The sequence below is a fragment of the Candidatus Polarisedimenticolia bacterium genome (assembly GCA_036004685.1).
In the GTDB taxonomy this organism is placed as follows: domain Bacteria; phylum Acidobacteriota; class Polarisedimenticolia; order Gp22-AA2; family AA152; genus DASYRE01.
Genome location: DASYRE010000041.1, coordinates 51,406 through 66,515 on the forward strand (window position 1 = coordinate 51,406; position 15,110 = coordinate 66,515).

Consider the following 15,110-nt stretch of genomic DNA (forward strand, 5'->3'; position numbering starts at 1 on the left):
GCTCGTCGTACTTTTCCTACATGAAGCCCCGCTCCTGGATCGTCTCCGCGGCAGTCCTGGCGTCCCTGCTGGCCCCGGGGGCGGCTTTGCCCGAAAACGGGCCACGCCGCGTCGTCGGCGATGAGGTCCTTCGGGACCTGGCTTCGACGGGAGAAGCCCGGGTCCTGATTTCCCTCCGCCCGGAGGCGGGGCGGCCCGCGGCTCCCGCGGCGGCGGAGCCTCGGCGCCGCGTCGAGGAGCTGATGGCGTCGCTTCCGCCAGGATCCTTTCGGGAGGCCCGGACTCTCGGTTTGGTGCCGGTGGCCGCCGCGCGGATCACCGAGCAGGCCCTGAGCCGACTGCGGGAGGATCCTCGCGTGTCCCGCATCGACGCGGACGGAAGAATCTTCGGCGCGCAGAGCGCCCCGCTTGCCCAGGTGGGGGCCGATCGCGTGCAGGCCCTCGGATTCGCCGGCCAGGGGATCGTCGTGGCGGTGCTCGATTCCGGAACGGATCCGCTGGGGAACGTGGATCTGAGAGCGAGCCTGGACGCCGAAGAGTGCTTTTGCTCCAACGGAGGGGGATGCTGCCCCGATGGCTCTTCGAGGCAATCGGGCGCCGGATCGGCGGCGAGCGTCACCTCGCACGGTCCCGGAGTGCTCGGGATCATCACCTCCGACGGCGTCGCGGCGCCTCTCGGGGTGGCACCGGCCACCCACGTCGTCGCCGTCCGGGTCCTGGATGACGGTCTGGTCGGCACGTTTGCAGACGTCCTCGAAGCCCTCGACTGGGTCCTGGAGAACCGCCCCGACGTCCGTCTCGTCAACCTCAGTCTCGCCGCCGGCCCGTTCGACGCCGACTGCGATCACGTTGGCGCTTTCAATGAAGGCGTGGCCGGCCTCTCGCAGATCCTCCGGGCGCGGGGCGGGCTCATGATCGCCGCCTCGGGAAATCATTTCAGCGCGACCCGGATGGGCTCGCCCGCCTGCGTCTCGTCGGTGGTCAGCGTGGGCGCCGTGAGCGCGTCGGACCTCGTCATGAGCTTCAGCGATGCCTCGGCATCGCTGGACCTCCTGGCTCCCGGGGATCGGATCGCGACAACCGGCTCCTTTGGTGGAATCGCTACCCTGACGGGGACCTCGGCGGCGGCCCCTTTTGTCACCGGAGCCGCCGCGCTGTTGCTCTCGGCGACGCCCGACCTTTCGGCGTCGGAGCTCGAGTCACGCCTCGAAAGCCGCGGAGCTCCCGTCTTCGATCCGCGCAATGGACGGATCTACCCTCGGCTCGACGCTTACCGAGCTCTCCAGGTCGCCGCGGAGGTTTCCGTCCACCCCTCGATCCTCTCGGCGAGGAGCCGGGGTAGGGGAATTGCGCTGGTCGCCGAGCCCCACCCGCCTTTTCTCGCCTCCGATCTCGATCCTGACTCCTTCACGGTGTCGATAGACGGGGGGCCGCGCCTGCCGGTGAGCGCCAGCGCGGAGCTGGGCGATGCCGATGCGGATGGAGTCCCCGACCTGACGCTGCACGCCGACCGCCGCCTGCTGCTCTCGCAGATCCCGGCCGGGGGAGCGGCCGCGCTCGTACTGGAAGGGGAGTTCTCCGGCGGGCCCGGGTGCCGGGGCAGGACGACGATCCGCATTCGGCCGGCCGGCCGGGGCTCAACCGCCTTCGAACCGAAGCCCTGAGGATTCGGGGAGCGCGGCCGCCGGCAGCCCCCGGGTCAGACGGACCACTGCCCGGGCGGCCCGCGGATGCGCGCCGAGCAGACCGACGAAGCGGCGGAAGAAGGGGGGCCGCGCGACCAGCCATCGCAAAGGGGCGCAAAACGCCAGGCGCGAGCCGGCCAGCCGCCTGATCCGCCTCTCGTAACGTCGCCTCGCCACCGCCGCCCTTTCCGGCGCGAGCATCGCCTGCGCCGCCCGAGCCGCCGCCTCGCCGCCGAGAAGCGCCAAGGCGAGCCCCTGGCCCGAAAAGGGATCGACCATGCAGGCGGCGTCTCCCGCCAGCAGAATCCCGGGGGCCGAGGCCCTTCTCATGCCGATCCGGACGGGGAAGGCGGCACACCGCTCCAGAATCGGGCGCCGGCGGCTCAGGAGCTCGCCGATGATCGGATGAGGCGCGCAGCGGCTCAGGAGCAGGCTCACCGGATCGGCGCCGCGCAGGGCGGCGGGATCGAGCAACGCGCCGAGGCACCATCGATCTCCCTCGACGGGCGCCAGGCCCGCGTAACCGGCCTCCAGCAGCAGGAGATCGACGCGATCGGGGGCCGCCTCGCCACGGCCGAAATGAACCTGGATCCCGAGCCGTGGAGCAGACCGCAGCGATTTCATTCGCGCGGCGGCAGCCACCGTCGAATTCCTTCCGTCGGCCCCCACGATGAGCGAAGCGCGCACGGTGCGGGAAAACCCCGGTCCCTCGACGACCGCCGTCCGACCGCCGGAGGCGAGCTCCGAGAGGCCCCTGAGACGGACCCCCCGGACGAGCCGCGCGCCGGCCGATTCGGCGGCCGACGCCAGAACGGCATCCAGCCGGCGGCGGCTCAAGGAGAAGCCGGTCGCGCCTCCCGGAGCCGGAAGGGTCGCCTCGAAAGAGCGCTCTCCGGGGACCGCGACGCGGGCTCGCCGGATCGGCAGCGCCCCGGCCTCCCGCAGCCGCCCTGCGAGGCCGAGCCTCTCCAGTACGGGAACTCCTTCGGCGCTCAGGAACTCGCCGCAGACTTTTCCCTCGTCTTCCGCCCGGGGCTCGACCAGCAACACGTTCCGTCCCCCGCGAGCAAGCATCGCCGCGACGACCGAGCCGGCCGGCCCGCCGCCCGCCACCAGCACCTCCGTCGAAGCCGGAATCCGGGAGGGGTCCGGCTTCAAGGCGCACCCCGGTCCAGCAACAGGATCCTCAGAGGGAAGACCTTCTGCACGCGGCCTCGGGTCCAGCCGGCTTCGCGGATCAGCTCCAGCGCCTCCGCCGGGGTCAGAGCCCGGAGGACCGAAAGGGGAGCGTCGTGGAAGGACATCTTGCCGCGCAGGAAGGTCCTCGAGAAGACGCGCGTGCACCAATACTCCCAGCGTCCGCGGCGGAGATCGCTGACGATCACCTCGACGCGGGCGAGAGGCGAGAGGGAAGCCAGGAAGCGGGCCGCGTCGGGCGGGGTGATGTGATGCAGGAGGAGGGTGCAAAACACGAAATCAAAGCTGCCGGGAAGGAACGGGAGCGCCAGCGCGTCTCCCCGGACGAGAGCGGTGGAATCCTCTTCGATCTGGTCCCGGGCGTAATTCAAGACGTCGGGGCTGCGGTCGAGCGCCACGATGCGGGCCGGAATGCCGAGGTGCCGGCACAGGGAAGCGAGCGCCCGCGGCAAGTCGGCGCCTCCCGTGCCGACGTCGAGCGCCCGGAGGATGCGCCCGCGTGGCCAGTCCCGCAGCCGGCGGCGCAAGCGCGAGAGCACCGGCCGCAGCCCGCCCCACCGCCGGTTGACGCTCTGCAGGTCGCGCAGGCTCTCCCGGAGATCCTCGGGGGGAGGATGCGGCAGGTCCAGGAGCTCGCGGCGGCTGGATCGCTTGGGCGGCCCGAGCATGGCGCGCCTCACTCCCGGTGCGGACAAAGGACCAGCGCGGCGTTCTTCGATCCGAAGCCGATGCAGTTGCACAGGGCCAGATCGACGCGCAGCGCGCGGGCCCGGTGGGGAATGTAGTCGAGGTCGCATTCCGGGTCCGGAGCGTCCAGGTTGAGGGTGGGATGAAAGACTCCGTCCCGCATCCCCAGGAGGGTCGCGGCCACGGCCGCCGCGCCGCACGCGCCCTGGGGATGGCCGATGATCGATTTCAAGGCGCTCATCGGAATGCGGTCCGCGGCGTCTCCGAAGCACTTCCGGATGGCGCGCGTCTCCACGACGTCGTTGAGCCGCGTCGAGGTTCCGTGCAGCGACACGTATTGCACTTCGGCCGGCAACCTTCCCGCGTGCTCCAGGGCGAGGGTCATGGCGCGCGCCGGCTCGACGCCATCGTCCTCCAGTCGGACGCGATGGTAGGCGTCGCACGTCGCTCCGTAGCCCAGGATCTCGCCGTAGATCTTCGCCCCGCGGCGCCTCGCCCCTTCCCGCTCCTCCATCACGAGCATCCAGGCGCCCTCTCCCAGAACGAAGCCGTCCCGATCCCGGTCGAAGGGACGGGAGGCCCGGGCAGGGTGCCGGTTCTGCGCGGAAAGCACCTTCATCATGCAGAAGCCGGTCATGATGCCGCGGGAGATGGTCGAGTCGACCCCGCCGCTCAGGAGGCGATCGATGCCTCCCCAGCGAATCGTCTCGAGAGCGTACCCCAAGGCGTCGCTGGAGCTGGTGCAGCCGTCGGACACGACGTGGCTCCGTCCGCGAATCCCGAAGGCGATCGAGATCTCGCTTCCGACGGTGCCCGTCGTGGAGCTCGGGATGGAGTAGACGCTCGCCTTGCGGATCTCGTCTTTGAAGTAATGCTCGTACTGCCGTTCCGCGAATTCGAGCGCCCCGCCGCCGCAGCCGATGAGGACCCCCAGCGAGCGGGGCTCGGCGATCTTTCCCCGCTCGTCGAGCAGCTTGGCGTCATCGAGCGCCTCGCGCGCGGCGGCGAGGGCCAGCGGGACAATCCGCGGAGTGTGCCGGCGCTCCTTGGGCGGGACGAAATCCTCTTCGGCGAATCCCGTCACCTCGCCGGCGATCTGGGAATCGAGCCCCGCGGGATCGAAGGAAGCGATTCGCCGGATTCCGCTCTCACCGGAGAGGGTCGATCTCCAGAAAGACTCACGGCCGATCCCGTTCGGAGAGATCGCGCCGATGCCGGTCACGACGACCCGGCGTGGAAGCCTTGCGGCGGAGTAAAGTCGCGCGTCTTCCGTCAGCACCTCGACCCCCACGCGAGCGCCCCGGCGACGGAGCCATTATAGGGGACACCCGGGCGCCGGACACCTCCCCGCCCAACCTTTACATCGTCGCGCCGGAAGTGGATAATGTGGCCGCCGCCAGGGGGATCCATGGCCATTCTCGCCCGGGACATCATGACGCGGAGCATCGACACGGCGACCGCCTCGATGCCCATCGACGATCTTTGCGAGATCTTCCAGACCAAGAACATCAAAGGCGTCCCGGTAGTGGACTCCGGAGGGCGCCTAAAGGGAATCGTGACGGAAAGCGACGTCGTCTTCGGGGGTCTGGGCCGCGGCGGAAGCGGCGCATCCTCCCCGGCGGAAGGGCGGCTTCCCGGACCGGGACCGACCACGGTCGGAGAGATCATGACGGAGCCGGCGATCAGCGCCGAGGAAGAGACACCCGTGGAGAAGATCGCCGAGATCATGTGGAGAATGCGCATCCATCGGATTCCGATCTGCCGGAAAGGCCGGCTCACCGGCATCATCAGCACCCTCGACATCTGCCAGGCCGTGGCGGAGGGCCGCCTCTCCCCGTCCGCCGCCGCCCCCAAGGCCCGAAAGCGCACCCGCCGCTGATGCACCGCCCAGCGCCGCGTCCAGCGGGATCGGCGGCCGGCTCATGCGGCGAAAACGGTCTCGCCGTCGGCGCGGTTCTCGGTCATTTTCAATTTACATTGAGGATCGCTTCTGGTATAACCACGCACCGACGCGGGAAGAATCTCCGCCGATTCCCGACGCATGGGAGACTCCATGAAAACGCTGAGCATCCGGCAAGCCTCCGAGACGATCGGTCGCGCGCCCGCCACCGTCCGGCGATATATCAAGTCGGGACGTCTGCCTGCGCAGAAAGAGCAGGGGAAATTCGGCGTCGAATTCCGGATTCGCGAGGAGGATCTGGAGGGCCTGGGGCTGGCGCGCGGCGAAGCTCTCGTGCGCAGCGAACCGGCCGGGTCGATCGCTTTGGCCCCCCGGGAGCCGGCCGGCTTGGATGCGGGGCGCTGGGTGCCCCGCGAGCTCTACAGCGAGCTCGTCATGAAGCACGAGAGACTGCTGGTCCAGTACGGCATGATCCGGGCCGGAAGCCACAAGACGCTCGAATACCGCGCCGCGGCGGAGATGAAGGACGCCCTGCTCGCGGAGCGCGAAAAGGAAATCCGCGAAAGCCGCGAGCGCGCCGACAAGGAGATCGACTTCCTGCAGCACCACCTGCGGCAGGCCGAGGTCGAAATCGAGGATCGCAACATCGAGATCTCCCTCCTCCAGGAGAAAGTCCGCCGCCTGGAGACGGCGGCCGCGGGGGCCGCCGCGGTCCGCAGCTTCGAGGAGGAGGTCCGCGCCATCCGGGAGCAGGAGTCGCGCGCGGCGGAGGCCTCTCCCCGCGGGCCCGAGCACGCCGACTCGCGGAAGATCAACGTCCTCCAGGATTGGCTCAGGGCTTGTGAATCGGAGAGTCCGGGGGAAGAGCGGTAGGCGGGGCCGCCAGGCCGGTCCCGCGGGCGGGCCTCAGCTCTTGGGGCGCAAGACGCGGGCAGGAGTGAGCCGGGCGCGACGGGTGTGGACCCGCGGGCGGGCGCGGGCGGGTTTTGCGCCGCGCTTCGCGGACCAGGCCGCCAGCAGGGAAGCGAGTCCGGCGGGGCGGGACCGTTCTCCCCGGCCGCCGCGCGACCCGAGAGAGCGGGCGATCGAGCGCAGCGTGCGCGACGCTTGGCCGCGCGTCAGGCCGCAGTCGCGGCCGATGCGATGGATGATCTCCTTCTTGGTCACCGTCCCGGCTCCCGCCCAGCGACGTTCCTTTGGACGCCGATCCGCTCGAACGCCGCGGCTCAGGACATCCTTCGGCGCAATATAGTTGCGCCGACCGCCCGGTCAAGATTCCCTTGCACCGATTACGGAATCGACACCAACCCTCAACCGAAAGGCGAAGCCGTGAACAAGAGACTCTTCCTCTCAGCGATGGCGATGGTGTGGATGGCCGGAATTCCCGGCCGGGTCGAGGCGCAAGAGATCACCGGGAATCACCGTCTCATGGAGAGTTTCATCCAGGACGGTGCCATCCTCCGGCAGGGATGGCTCGAAGCGGCGGCGGCCTATTCCCATTGGGGAGACGGCCATGATACCGAGCTCGGCGCCCGGGTCGCCTTTTCCTTCAAGGAGAGAGTGGAGGTGGGCGGTCAGTTCTTCTACCTCGACCGGACCCGCCCGGAGAACAGCGTGCTGTTCGGGGAGCGGCTTGCGTCGGACCTCAATGAAAACGGTCCCGGGGACCTGGACCTGTACGGCAAGTTCCGGTTCAGGACCGAGCCGCGCGATTGGAGCGCCGGGCTCCTCGTCAAGCTGCCCGGAGGGGATGATCGGGAGCGGCTCGGATCGGGCCGGACGGACTACGAGGCTTTTCTCGCCACGCGTCAGACCTTCAAGAAGTTCGCCTGGATCGGCAACGCCTCGCTGCGGCTGAACGGGGATTCCCGGACGCCGGGAGGGGGGAACGGCAAGCTTTCGGCCGCCCTCGGGGGGGGAGCCATCCTGAAGCTGTCGTACGCCTGGGCCCTCCTCGCCGAGATGCGCTACGAAACGAGGCGCTACGACGGCGGAGATGTCGACTTCCGGATCGTCCCGGCGATCGATTTCCGCCCCAACGAAAACCTGGCGCTCCGGCTGGGAGTGGGTTTCGGTCTCGCCGACGGCGCCCCCGACGAGGAAGGGACGTTCTCGATCGTCTTCCACTATTGAGGCGCCGCCGCGGCGCGGCCGACATTCGCCGCCGCCGGCCGCCGACGCTATGATCCTGCCGTCCGGCGCGATCCGCCCGCGAACCCCATCTCAGGAGATTGCGATGAAACCCCTGCCGGCCCTCGTCCTGCTCTCTTGCCTCGCCTCCATGGAAGCCTGGGGCAGGCCGTCCTCACCCGCCGAGGAGGAGGTCTTGGATGCACCGGGCGGCAAGCCGATCGCTATCCTGCTGCCGGGGGCCGAAACGATCCGAGGGGAGTCGAAGGAAGGCTACGTCCGCATCCGGCTGGAAGGCTGGGTGCGCGCGGCATCCGCCAAGGTCCCGGAGTCCGCGGTCAGCCCTCCGGCCAGCATCGACCTTCCGGCTCCCGCCGCGGCTTTGTCGGGAACGGTGGCGGTGCGCCTGGAATCGGGCGAGATTCGCTACGGCGCGGGAGCGCACGTGGCCGTGCTGGGCCCCGCGACGGAATTGGATCGGGCCTGGGCCGAGCTGAAGGAAGGCTACGAGAAGGATCAGGAGGAACTGACGAATCGGATCCTCGAGCTCGATCGCCAGGAGAAGCGGGCGCTGGCCAGCTCCGACAACTTCACTCAAGCCACCCAGAACCTCGATCGCATCCGGGCGGAGCGCCGCAGCGCGGGGAAGCAACGGGAGGCTTTGCGGGGACGATACGCGGGGCGCGCCGAAGAATTGTTCCGCCGTTTCCAAAGGGCGGAGGCGGCCGCAGATGCGGCGGGGCGCTATTCCATCGCGTTGCTGCCGGCGGGCGCCTACCGTATCCTGGGGACGATGACCACCGATCAGGGGGTCCGCCGGTGGTACGTTCCGGTGGAAGTGACGCCGAACGGGGGGGCGAGCCTCGACCTCCAGTCGGCGAACGCGGGGCCCGACCCATTCTTCGGCACGAAGTGAGGCCGTCGGAGCTGGCGCGCTGCCGGCAAAACATTATATTGACGCCGGACCCTCCCGGGAGGTCCCGGGCGACGCCTTTTCCGGCGGGAAAGGGAATCCATGAGGATCCGTCCTAAAGGCATTCTGGCCCTCGCCGCCGCGGCGGCTCTGCCAATCCTGTCCTTCGCGGCGACCCTAAGCGCGGAGACCCGGCCTTCCGAAACCACGGTGGAAGGCGTCTGGCGTCTGGAGAAGATCGTGCAGCCCACGGGATCGATCGAGACGCACGGCGGGTTCATCTTTCGCGAAGGCTATTACAGCACGACGGTGAACTTCAGCCAGAACGGCACGGAGACGAACATCTCGCAGTTCGGGACGTACGCTTTCGAGGGCGGGCGTCTTTCGCTTCTCCCGACGGTGCAGGTCTCGACCCGGGGCCAGACGGTCATCTACGACCCCGAGCCTCCTTTCAGCATGGAAATCTCGATTGTCGGGGATGAAATGAAAGGCGTGGCCCAGAAAGACGGGACCACGTTCGTTTTCAAGAGAATCCATTGAGATCCCTGCCGTTCGAGGAGTTCGAGGATCAGTTGCGCCGGCTGAGTCTGCGCACCCAAATCCCGTTCCAATCCCTGCCGGTCCTGCTGGGGGACATCGCGGGCGTGCTGATGCAGGAGGCGCGCACGACGCTTTTCGAAGAGCGGGACGAAGTGAGCGTGGATCCCCGTCTCGTCCGCGAGGAGCTCATCCGGATGGGCCATGCCGAAGAAGGGCTGGATCTCTACCAGGTCCGACTGCTCGTTGATTTCTTCATGGAAAGGATCGTCGATCCGGAGGCGTCGCGGAACTAGATTCGGATCCGGACGACCGTCGCCCCGCGCCCCCCCTCCCTTTCCTCAGCTTCCGAGAACCCCTCCACTTGAGGATGCGTCTTCAGGAAGCTGCGGAGCGCCGCCCGTAGCCTCCCGCTGCCCACCCCGTGGACAATCCGCGCGGGACTCAATCCGGCGAGCGCCAGCTCGTCCAGGTATTTGTCCAGAAGCTGCAGAGCCTCTTCGACCCGCTTGCCGACGAGATTGATCTCCGGCGAGGGCGCGGAAGGAGCGGGACGAGAGAGGCTCACGCCCCTGGGCAAGGGACGGTCGGGCGGCGAAGGGGCTTGCGGCGGCTCGAGATCCGCGACGGCGACCGACAGCCGTTTTCCGCCGGACCGGACGATCGCGCGGTCGCCTTCGAGGCGATCGAGGATTCCTTCAATGCGAAGGGAGGCGATCCGGACCGCGTCTCCGGCCTTCGGGGTCGCCGGCAGCGGCCTTTCCCGGGCCGGCGGGGGGAGGAGGTCGGGCGGCAGAGCGCGGCGGGCCTCCTCCAGCATCAGGCGTTCCTGGCGCTCGATTTCCCGCCTCAAACGCCGCTCCTCCTCCAGGTCGGAAAGGGCTTGGAGGTAGGCTTCCCACCGCTTGCGCAGCTGGGTGGAGACCTCCTCGAGGAGCTGGGCGAAGCGGGCTTCCCGATCGAGGGAGAGCCGGCGCGCCGCCTCCTGTCGGTCCTCTTCGCGCCGCGCCGCCGCCAGCGCCTCATCCCGAGCCTCGTGGATCCGCGTGTCGAGGTCCTTTTGGAGGGCCTGCAGGCGGGCGAGGTATTCCTCGAGCATCTCGCGATGCCGGGGAAGGAGCGAGCGCGCCTCCCGCACGATCTCCACGGGCACTCCGAGGCGCTCGGCGATGTCCAGCCCCCCGCTCCGGCCCGGCACCCCGGGGCGTAGCCGGAACAGGGGACTGAGCGACGATTCGTCGAACTCCATCGACGCGTTCGCGGTCCCCGGGGTCGCGGCCGCGAAGGCCTTGAGGGTCTGATGATGCGTCGTGGCCAGGACGACCGCGCCGTGTCTCCGGAAATAGTCGATGACCGCGGCTCCGAGGCAGGCTCCCTCCTCCGGATCGGTGCCGGTGCCCACTTCGTCGAGGAGGACGAGGGACGGGTCCTCGATCTGCCTCGCCATCTCGGAAATGTGCCCCATGCGGGCCGAGAAGGTGCTCAGGCTGTCCGGGATCGACTGATGATCTCCGATGTCGATCAGGATTCGCCGGAATACCGGAAGCCGGGCGGCCGAGGCGGGGACCTTCAGGCCGCTTTGCGACATCAAGGCGAGCAACCCGACCGTCTTGAGGGCGACGGTCTTTCCCCCCGTGTTCGGGCCGCTGATGACCAGCACGCGATGGGTGGCGGGCAGCGTGAGATCCAACGGAACGAGCCGGCGCCCCGAGCCTTCCAAGCTGCGCTCGAGGACGGGATGCCTCGCCTGCACGAGCGCCATACGCGAGGCATCGGCTCCCGGCGCCCCCTCCGTCAGGTCGGGATCGACGGCCTGCATCTCTTCGGCGAGGGCGGCTTTGGCCGCGAGGAGATCGGCTTCTCCGAGAAGCGCCGTGAGCAGCCGGAGATCGCCGGCGCGCGTTCTCAAGAGTCCGGTGAAGTCGAGCAAGATGCGTCGCTGCTCGACCTCCTCTTCTTCCTTCATGCGAACCAGGTCGTTGTTCAGCGGAACCGTGGAGAGGGGTTCCATGTAGACCGTGGCTCCGCTGGAGGACAGGGCGTGCACGATTCCCTCGACGAGGCTCTGACTGTCGATGCGCACGGGAAGAACCCGCCGGTTGTTGCGGAGAGCGACGAAGTCGTCCTGCAGGGCCCGCGCCATCTCGGGTTTCGAGGCGATCGAACGCAGCGCCTCCTCGAGGCGGGCCGAAATCGCCGTGATCCGCCGGCGCACTTGCGTCAATTCGGGGCTGCATCGATCCTCCAGATCTCCCGTGGCGGAGATTTTCCCGTCGAGATAGCGCAGGAGGTTACCGAGATCGGGGAAGCTCCGGCCGGACTCCCGGAGGCGCGGATGCTCTGAGCGTGCCAGGAGAGCGCGGACTTCCTGTCCCGTCCGCATGGCCTCGACGACGAGGAGAATCTCCGGGGCCGCGAGAAGCGATCCCTCGACCTCGAGACGCGCCAGCAGAGGACGGATGTCGGTGGGGAGGGATAGGGGGAGGAAGCCCGAGGTCTGCCGGAAGAGGACCATCTCGCGCGTCTCGTCCTGCAGAGACTGGACGTCGGCGCGTGAGGAGGAGGGCCTCAGGAGGGTAGCGGCCTCCCGTCCGTACACGCTCCGGCAGTGGAGAGCGAGCCGGTCCAGAATCGCCGGGAATTCCAAGGAGGACAGGGAGTTTTCGGTGGCGCCGGGGTTATCCACAAAATATTGTGTTTTTGCTTGACAAGACACCAAAGGTTGTATAAATTCCGGCCCGGATCGACCGGATCACCCCGTACCTCGCCGATCGGACGCGCGCCACGCGGGAGGGTGAGTGACACACCGCCGGTTCGGGCTCGGAATTATTCCCCGCCGCCATTATCTTGCCTGGTTGGACCGCTTCTCATTCCCGGAACTGCCCGTCCCCTCTAGAGTCCCCGAACCGCCGGCTGTCCAGTCGTGGCTCCCCTCTCCTGCGGGAAGCGGAAAGGCCACCTTCCGCCTCCCGGATCGACCCCGCTTCTGAAGCCTTTCACCGGGCAGTTCCGGGAAGTATCGTGCGCTGCGGCCTTGGCCGCCGGGATCGACCGCCGTATAATGATGAAGCCGTCCGCACTATAACACAGGGCTTCGAAGGGCAACGGGTTCCAGGAAGGGGGAGGGAGTGCGCGAATTCCAAGCAGTGCGCCCGGTGGCGCTTTTCGTCTTGCTGGCCCTTCTCGGGCCGATGCACGCCTTCACTCAGGAGAAGCCTCCGGTCAAGGCGGCCCCTCCCCCGCCGGCCGCCGAGGCGGGCACGGCGACGGGCGATATGGGGACGCTGGTGGTCCATCTCGCCGGGAACCGCAAGTTCTGCGTGGATCGCAACGAAGTCGGGGCGAAGCCGGGAACCGTCAAACCGCGTCAGGAGCGTAGCTCCCCGCTGGTGACGACGTTCGGATACAAGTACCAGATTTCGGCGAGCCGCCGCGGCACGAGCTCCATCATCAAGCTCATGGAATCGCCGACCACCCGCACCGCCTACATGCAGAAGCAGGCTCCCCGAAAATCCCTTCCCCAGCCGCGGCTCGCGACCCCCAAGGACCTCAAGGCGATCAATCGGCCTTTCGGGGGACAGGCCCAAATCGCGCGCTGGATCCCCGAATCCACCTGCACGACGCTGGCGGCCGACTACTCGTTCCCGCTGGCACCGGGACATTACGACATCTATCTGGGGTTCGACGTGCTCGTCAGCAGCGGGCAATGGCTGCCGCTGCAGAGCGACTACGTGACGGACGTGACGATCGACAAGGACCTGAGCACGCGCGTCGACGGCCGGGTGGATTACACGGACGGGGTCCGGACCGTCAAAATGGAATCGTCCCGCAAGCCCTCACCGCCCGCGAAGCGATGATCCCTTCACGGAGCGCCCGGGAGGAGCACCGACTCGTTTGAGTCGCCGACCGTCATCCCAGACCTCCGCGCCCCCGGATCCTCGCACCCTCCTTCGCTGCCTCCTGGTTTTCGCGCTCGCCGTGGTCGCGTACTCCAACACGCTGCGCAACGGATTCGTCTTCGACGATCGAATCCTCATCCAGCGGAATCCGCAGCTCCGCTCCGCGGAAGGGATGGGGCAGCTCTTCGTCTCGCCCTATTGGACGGGAGAAGGGCGAACGAACCGGCTCTATCGCCCGCTGACGGCTTTCTCCTTCGCACTGAACTACCGGCTGGGAGATTCCCCTTTCGGATTCCACCTGATCAACGCGCTGCTCCACGGGTGCGTCTCGGTCCTCGGGCTCCTGCTCGTGCTTCGGCTTTTCGGGCATCCCGGAATGGCGAGTCTCGCCGCGGCGCTGTTCGCGGTGCATCCGGTCCAGAGCGAGTCGGTGGCGGGGCTGGTCGGAAGGGCGGAAATCCTGTCGGCGCTTTTCGTGGTCGGCGCGCTGCTCCTGGATCGACGAGTCTCGCTTCACCGAAGCGTCACGCGCGCGGCCTCGATGCTCTTGTTCTTCCTGGCTCTTCTGTCCAAGGAAAACGCCCTAGCCTACCCGGCCCTCCTGATCGGCACGGATCTCTTGCTCGGCCGCCCCCAGGATCTTTCAGCCCGCTCGCGCCGGGGCGAATACCTGGCGGTGGCGGGAGTCGCCGCGATCTACCTGGCGCTCCGGTTGAAGGTCCTTGGGGCCCTGATGGAACCGTCGCGAATTCCCGGAGTGGACAATCTTCTGGCGCATTCGCCGGCGGGAACCCGCGTCATGACGGCGTTTTCCCTGTGCGCCCGCTATCTGGGTCTCTTCCTCTTCCCGCGACAGCTCTCCGCCGACTACTCGGCGCGCCAGATCGAGCCGGTCTCCGGTATGGGCGACCCGGCGGTCTGGCTCGGGATGCTCGTGGTGATGGGATTTGTCCTGGTCGTCGCCGGCCTCCGGCGCCGGCTGGCCCCCCTCTCGTGGGGACTCGGATTCGCGGGCGCCTCCTTCGTGCTGGTGTCGAACCTGCTCTTCCCCATCGGGACGATCTTTGCGGAGCGGCTCCTCTATCTTCCTCTCCTGGGTCTTTGCACCGCCGCCGCCTTCCTCGCCTCGATCGCTGCCGACAAGCGGCCGCGGACGACGGCCGCGGCCGCCGCCGCGCTGCTGGTTCTCCTCGGTTCGCGAACCTGGCTGAGGAACCGGGACTGGCGCGATGACTTTTCTCTCTTCAGCGCGGCGGCGCGGGTCAGTCCGCGCAGCGCGCGGGTCCGATACAATCTCGGGAACGCCTTCCGCCGCCGGGGAAACCTGGCGGAGGCCGAGGACAACTACCGAGCCAGCCTGGCGCAGTATCCGGGATTCGAGGCGGCGCAGAAGAATCTGGGCGTCGTCCTGATCGATCGGGGAAGGGGAGAGGAGGCCGTCGACCTTTTCCGGCAGGCGCTGGCGCGCTCCCCCGCCGATGGGTCGCTGCACAACAATCTGGGGAACGCCTATAGGAGTCTGGGGCGGAACGCCGAGGCGGAGGCGGAGTATCTCCGGGCTCTCGAGCTGAACCCCGATTTCGCCGATTCCCACAACAACCTCGGGACGATCTTCCACGAGCGGGGGGATTGGTCGCGGGCCGAATCGGAGTATCGCAACGCGACGCGTCTCGACCCGGCCCGGGACTCCTTCCGGATCAACCTCGGGAACCTCCTCCTCCAGCGGGGAGAAGCTTCACGAGCCGAATCGGCGTTCCGCGAGACGGCGGTGAGGAACCCCTCCCTGGCGCCGGCGCGGCGGGGCCTCGGCGAGGCGCTGCTTGCGGAGGGAAGGACGGAGGAGGCCGAGCGGGAGCTTTCCCTTTCCCTGAAGCTGGATCCCGGCCAATGGGAGGCTCCGGCTCTGCTCGGGTATCTGCACCAACGCCGGGGCGATCCGGACCGCGCCATCGATTTTTATAGGAGATCTCTGGCCCGGAAACCGGATCAGGTCGAATTGCACCAGAACCTGGGGATGCTGTATGCGACACGGCCCGGATCGCGCCGGCAGGCCCTCGAACACCTGCGCCAATGCCTGGCGCTCTCCCCGCCGCCGGCCGTGGAGGCGCAGGTCAAGAAGCTCGTCGAGGAGCTGGAGAAACGGGAAGAATCGGCGCCTTGAT

Annotated in this window: 14 protein-coding genes; 9 read left to right on the forward strand and 5 right to left on the reverse strand. The window is 68.1% G+C overall.

Features of this window, described 5'->3' with window-relative positions; translation table 11 throughout:
* Nucleotides 1-20 precede the first annotated feature (20 nt).
* On the forward strand, nt 21-1,664 hold the full coding sequence (locus tag VGR67_10955) for a S8 family serine peptidase (GenBank protein HEV8336927.1): 1,644 nt from the start codon (nt 21-23) through the stop codon (nt 1,662-1,664).
* Here VGR67_10955 and VGR67_10960 read toward each other — a convergent pair.
* The 3 genes from VGR67_10960 to VGR67_10970 are packed head-to-tail and all read right to left on the reverse strand — an operon-like array spanning nt 1,638 to nt 4,848.
* Nucleotides 1,638-2,843 carry an NAD(P)/FAD-dependent oxidoreductase gene (locus tag VGR67_10960; protein ID HEV8336928.1) on the reverse strand — a complete coding sequence of 402 codons (1,206 nt, stop codon included), beginning with the start codon at nt 2,841-2,843 and terminating at the stop codon, nt 1,638-1,640. The two genes, VGR67_10955 and VGR67_10960, sit on opposite strands and share 27 nt — an antisense overlap.
* Nucleotides 2,840-3,550, reverse strand: coding sequence for a methyltransferase domain-containing protein (locus VGR67_10965; GenBank protein HEV8336929.1), 711 nt, complete (start codon nt 3,548-3,550; stop codon nt 2,840-2,842). Before VGR67_10965 ends, VGR67_10960 begins: the two co-directional genes overlap by 4 nt.
* 8 nt (nt 3,551-3,558) lie before the next feature.
* The gene (locus tag VGR67_10970) at nt 3,559-4,848 is read right to left on the reverse strand and encodes a beta-ketoacyl-[acyl-carrier-protein] synthase family protein (protein HEV8336930.1); all 1,290 of its coding nucleotides are present in this window, start codon (nt 4,846-4,848) and stop codon (nt 3,559-3,561) included.
* Nucleotides 4,849-4,977: 129 nt separating this feature from the next.
* On the opposite strand from VGR67_10970, the gene VGR67_10975 reads away from it, so the two are divergent.
* Together VGR67_10975 and VGR67_10980 are read left to right on the forward strand one after the other, a co-directional pair.
* Nucleotides 4,978-5,448: a CBS domain-containing protein gene (locus VGR67_10975; GenBank protein HEV8336931.1), complete on the forward strand. Its 471-nt coding sequence runs from the start codon at nt 4,978-4,980 to the stop codon at nt 5,446-5,448.
* A gap of 174 nt (nt 5,449-5,622) precedes the next feature.
* A complete protein-coding gene (locus VGR67_10980) occupies nt 5,623-6,342 on the forward strand; it encodes a helix-turn-helix domain-containing protein (GenBank protein ID HEV8336932.1) in 720 nt (239 codons plus the stop codon).
* Nucleotides 6,343-6,375: 33 nt separating this feature from the next.
* On the opposite strand, the gene VGR67_10985 is transcribed toward VGR67_10980, so the two are convergent.
* On the reverse strand, nt 6,376-6,636 hold the full coding sequence (locus VGR67_10985; protein HEV8336933.1) for a hypothetical protein: 261 nt from the start codon (nt 6,634-6,636) through the stop codon (nt 6,376-6,378).
* 162 nt (nt 6,637-6,798) lie between these two features.
* Between VGR67_10985 and VGR67_10990 the strand changes: the two genes are divergently transcribed.
* From VGR67_10990 to VGR67_11005, 4 genes are all read left to right on the forward strand, one after another.
* Nucleotides 6,799-7,602, forward strand: a complete 804-nt coding sequence (locus tag VGR67_10990) for a hypothetical protein (protein HEV8336934.1) — start codon at nt 6,799-6,801, stop codon at nt 7,600-7,602.
* Between the two features lie 103 nt (nt 7,603-7,705).
* Nucleotides 7,706-8,515, forward strand: coding sequence for a hypothetical protein (locus tag VGR67_10995; GenBank protein HEV8336935.1), 810 nt, complete (start codon nt 7,706-7,708; stop codon nt 8,513-8,515).
* 99 nt (nt 8,516-8,614) lie between these two features.
* Complete coding sequence (locus tag VGR67_11000; GenBank protein HEV8336936.1) at nt 8,615-9,052, forward strand: hypothetical protein; 438 nt, start codon at nt 8,615-8,617, stop codon at nt 9,050-9,052.
* On the forward strand, nt 9,049-9,345 hold the full coding sequence (locus tag VGR67_11005) for a hypothetical protein (protein HEV8336937.1): 297 nt from the start codon (nt 9,049-9,051) through the stop codon (nt 9,343-9,345). The genes VGR67_11000 and VGR67_11005 overlap by 4 nt, the downstream gene beginning before the upstream one ends.
* Here the strand turns inward: VGR67_11005 and VGR67_11010 are convergent.
* Nucleotides 9,342-11,696 (reverse strand): Smr/MutS family protein, encoded by a 2,355-nt coding sequence (locus VGR67_11010; protein HEV8336938.1) that lies wholly within the window; start codon nt 11,694-11,696, stop codon nt 9,342-9,344. The two genes, VGR67_11005 and VGR67_11010, sit on opposite strands and share 4 nt — an antisense overlap.
* A 481-nt stretch (nt 11,697-12,177) precedes the next feature.
* Between VGR67_11010 and VGR67_11015 the strand changes: the two genes are divergently transcribed.
* Entirely contained in the window at nt 12,178-12,906 is a 729-nt protein-coding gene (locus VGR67_11015; protein HEV8336939.1) for a hypothetical protein, read from the forward strand.
* 37 nt (nt 12,907-12,943) lie between these two features.
* Nucleotides 12,944-15,109: a tetratricopeptide repeat protein gene (locus VGR67_11020; GenBank protein ID HEV8336940.1), complete on the forward strand. Its 2,166-nt coding sequence runs from the start codon at nt 12,944-12,946 to the stop codon at nt 15,107-15,109.
* Nucleotide 15,110 lies beyond the last annotated feature (1 nt).

What these genes read in the sequence shown, in the direction of transcription:
- VGR67_10955 (HEV8336927.1), top strand. Translation starts at nt 21, where the DNA reads ATGAAGCCCCGCTCCTGGATCGTCTCCGCGGCAGTCCTGGCGTCCCTG.
- VGR67_10965 (HEV8336929.1), bottom strand. Translation starts at nt 3,550, where the DNA reads ATGCTCGGGCCGCCCAAGCGATCCAGCCGCCGCGAGCTCCTGGACCTG.
- VGR67_10975 (HEV8336931.1), top strand. Translation starts at nt 4,978, where the DNA reads ATGGCCATTCTCGCCCGGGACATCATGACGCGGAGCATCGACACGGCG.
- VGR67_10980 (HEV8336932.1), top strand. Translation starts at nt 5,623, where the DNA reads ATGAAAACGCTGAGCATCCGGCAAGCCTCCGAGACGATCGGTCGCGCG.
- VGR67_10995 (HEV8336935.1), top strand. Translation starts at nt 7,706, where the DNA reads ATGAAACCCCTGCCGGCCCTCGTCCTGCTCTCTTGCCTCGCCTCCATG.
- VGR67_11000 (HEV8336936.1), top strand. Translation starts at nt 8,615, where the DNA reads ATGAGGATCCGTCCTAAAGGCATTCTGGCCCTCGCCGCCGCGGCGGCT.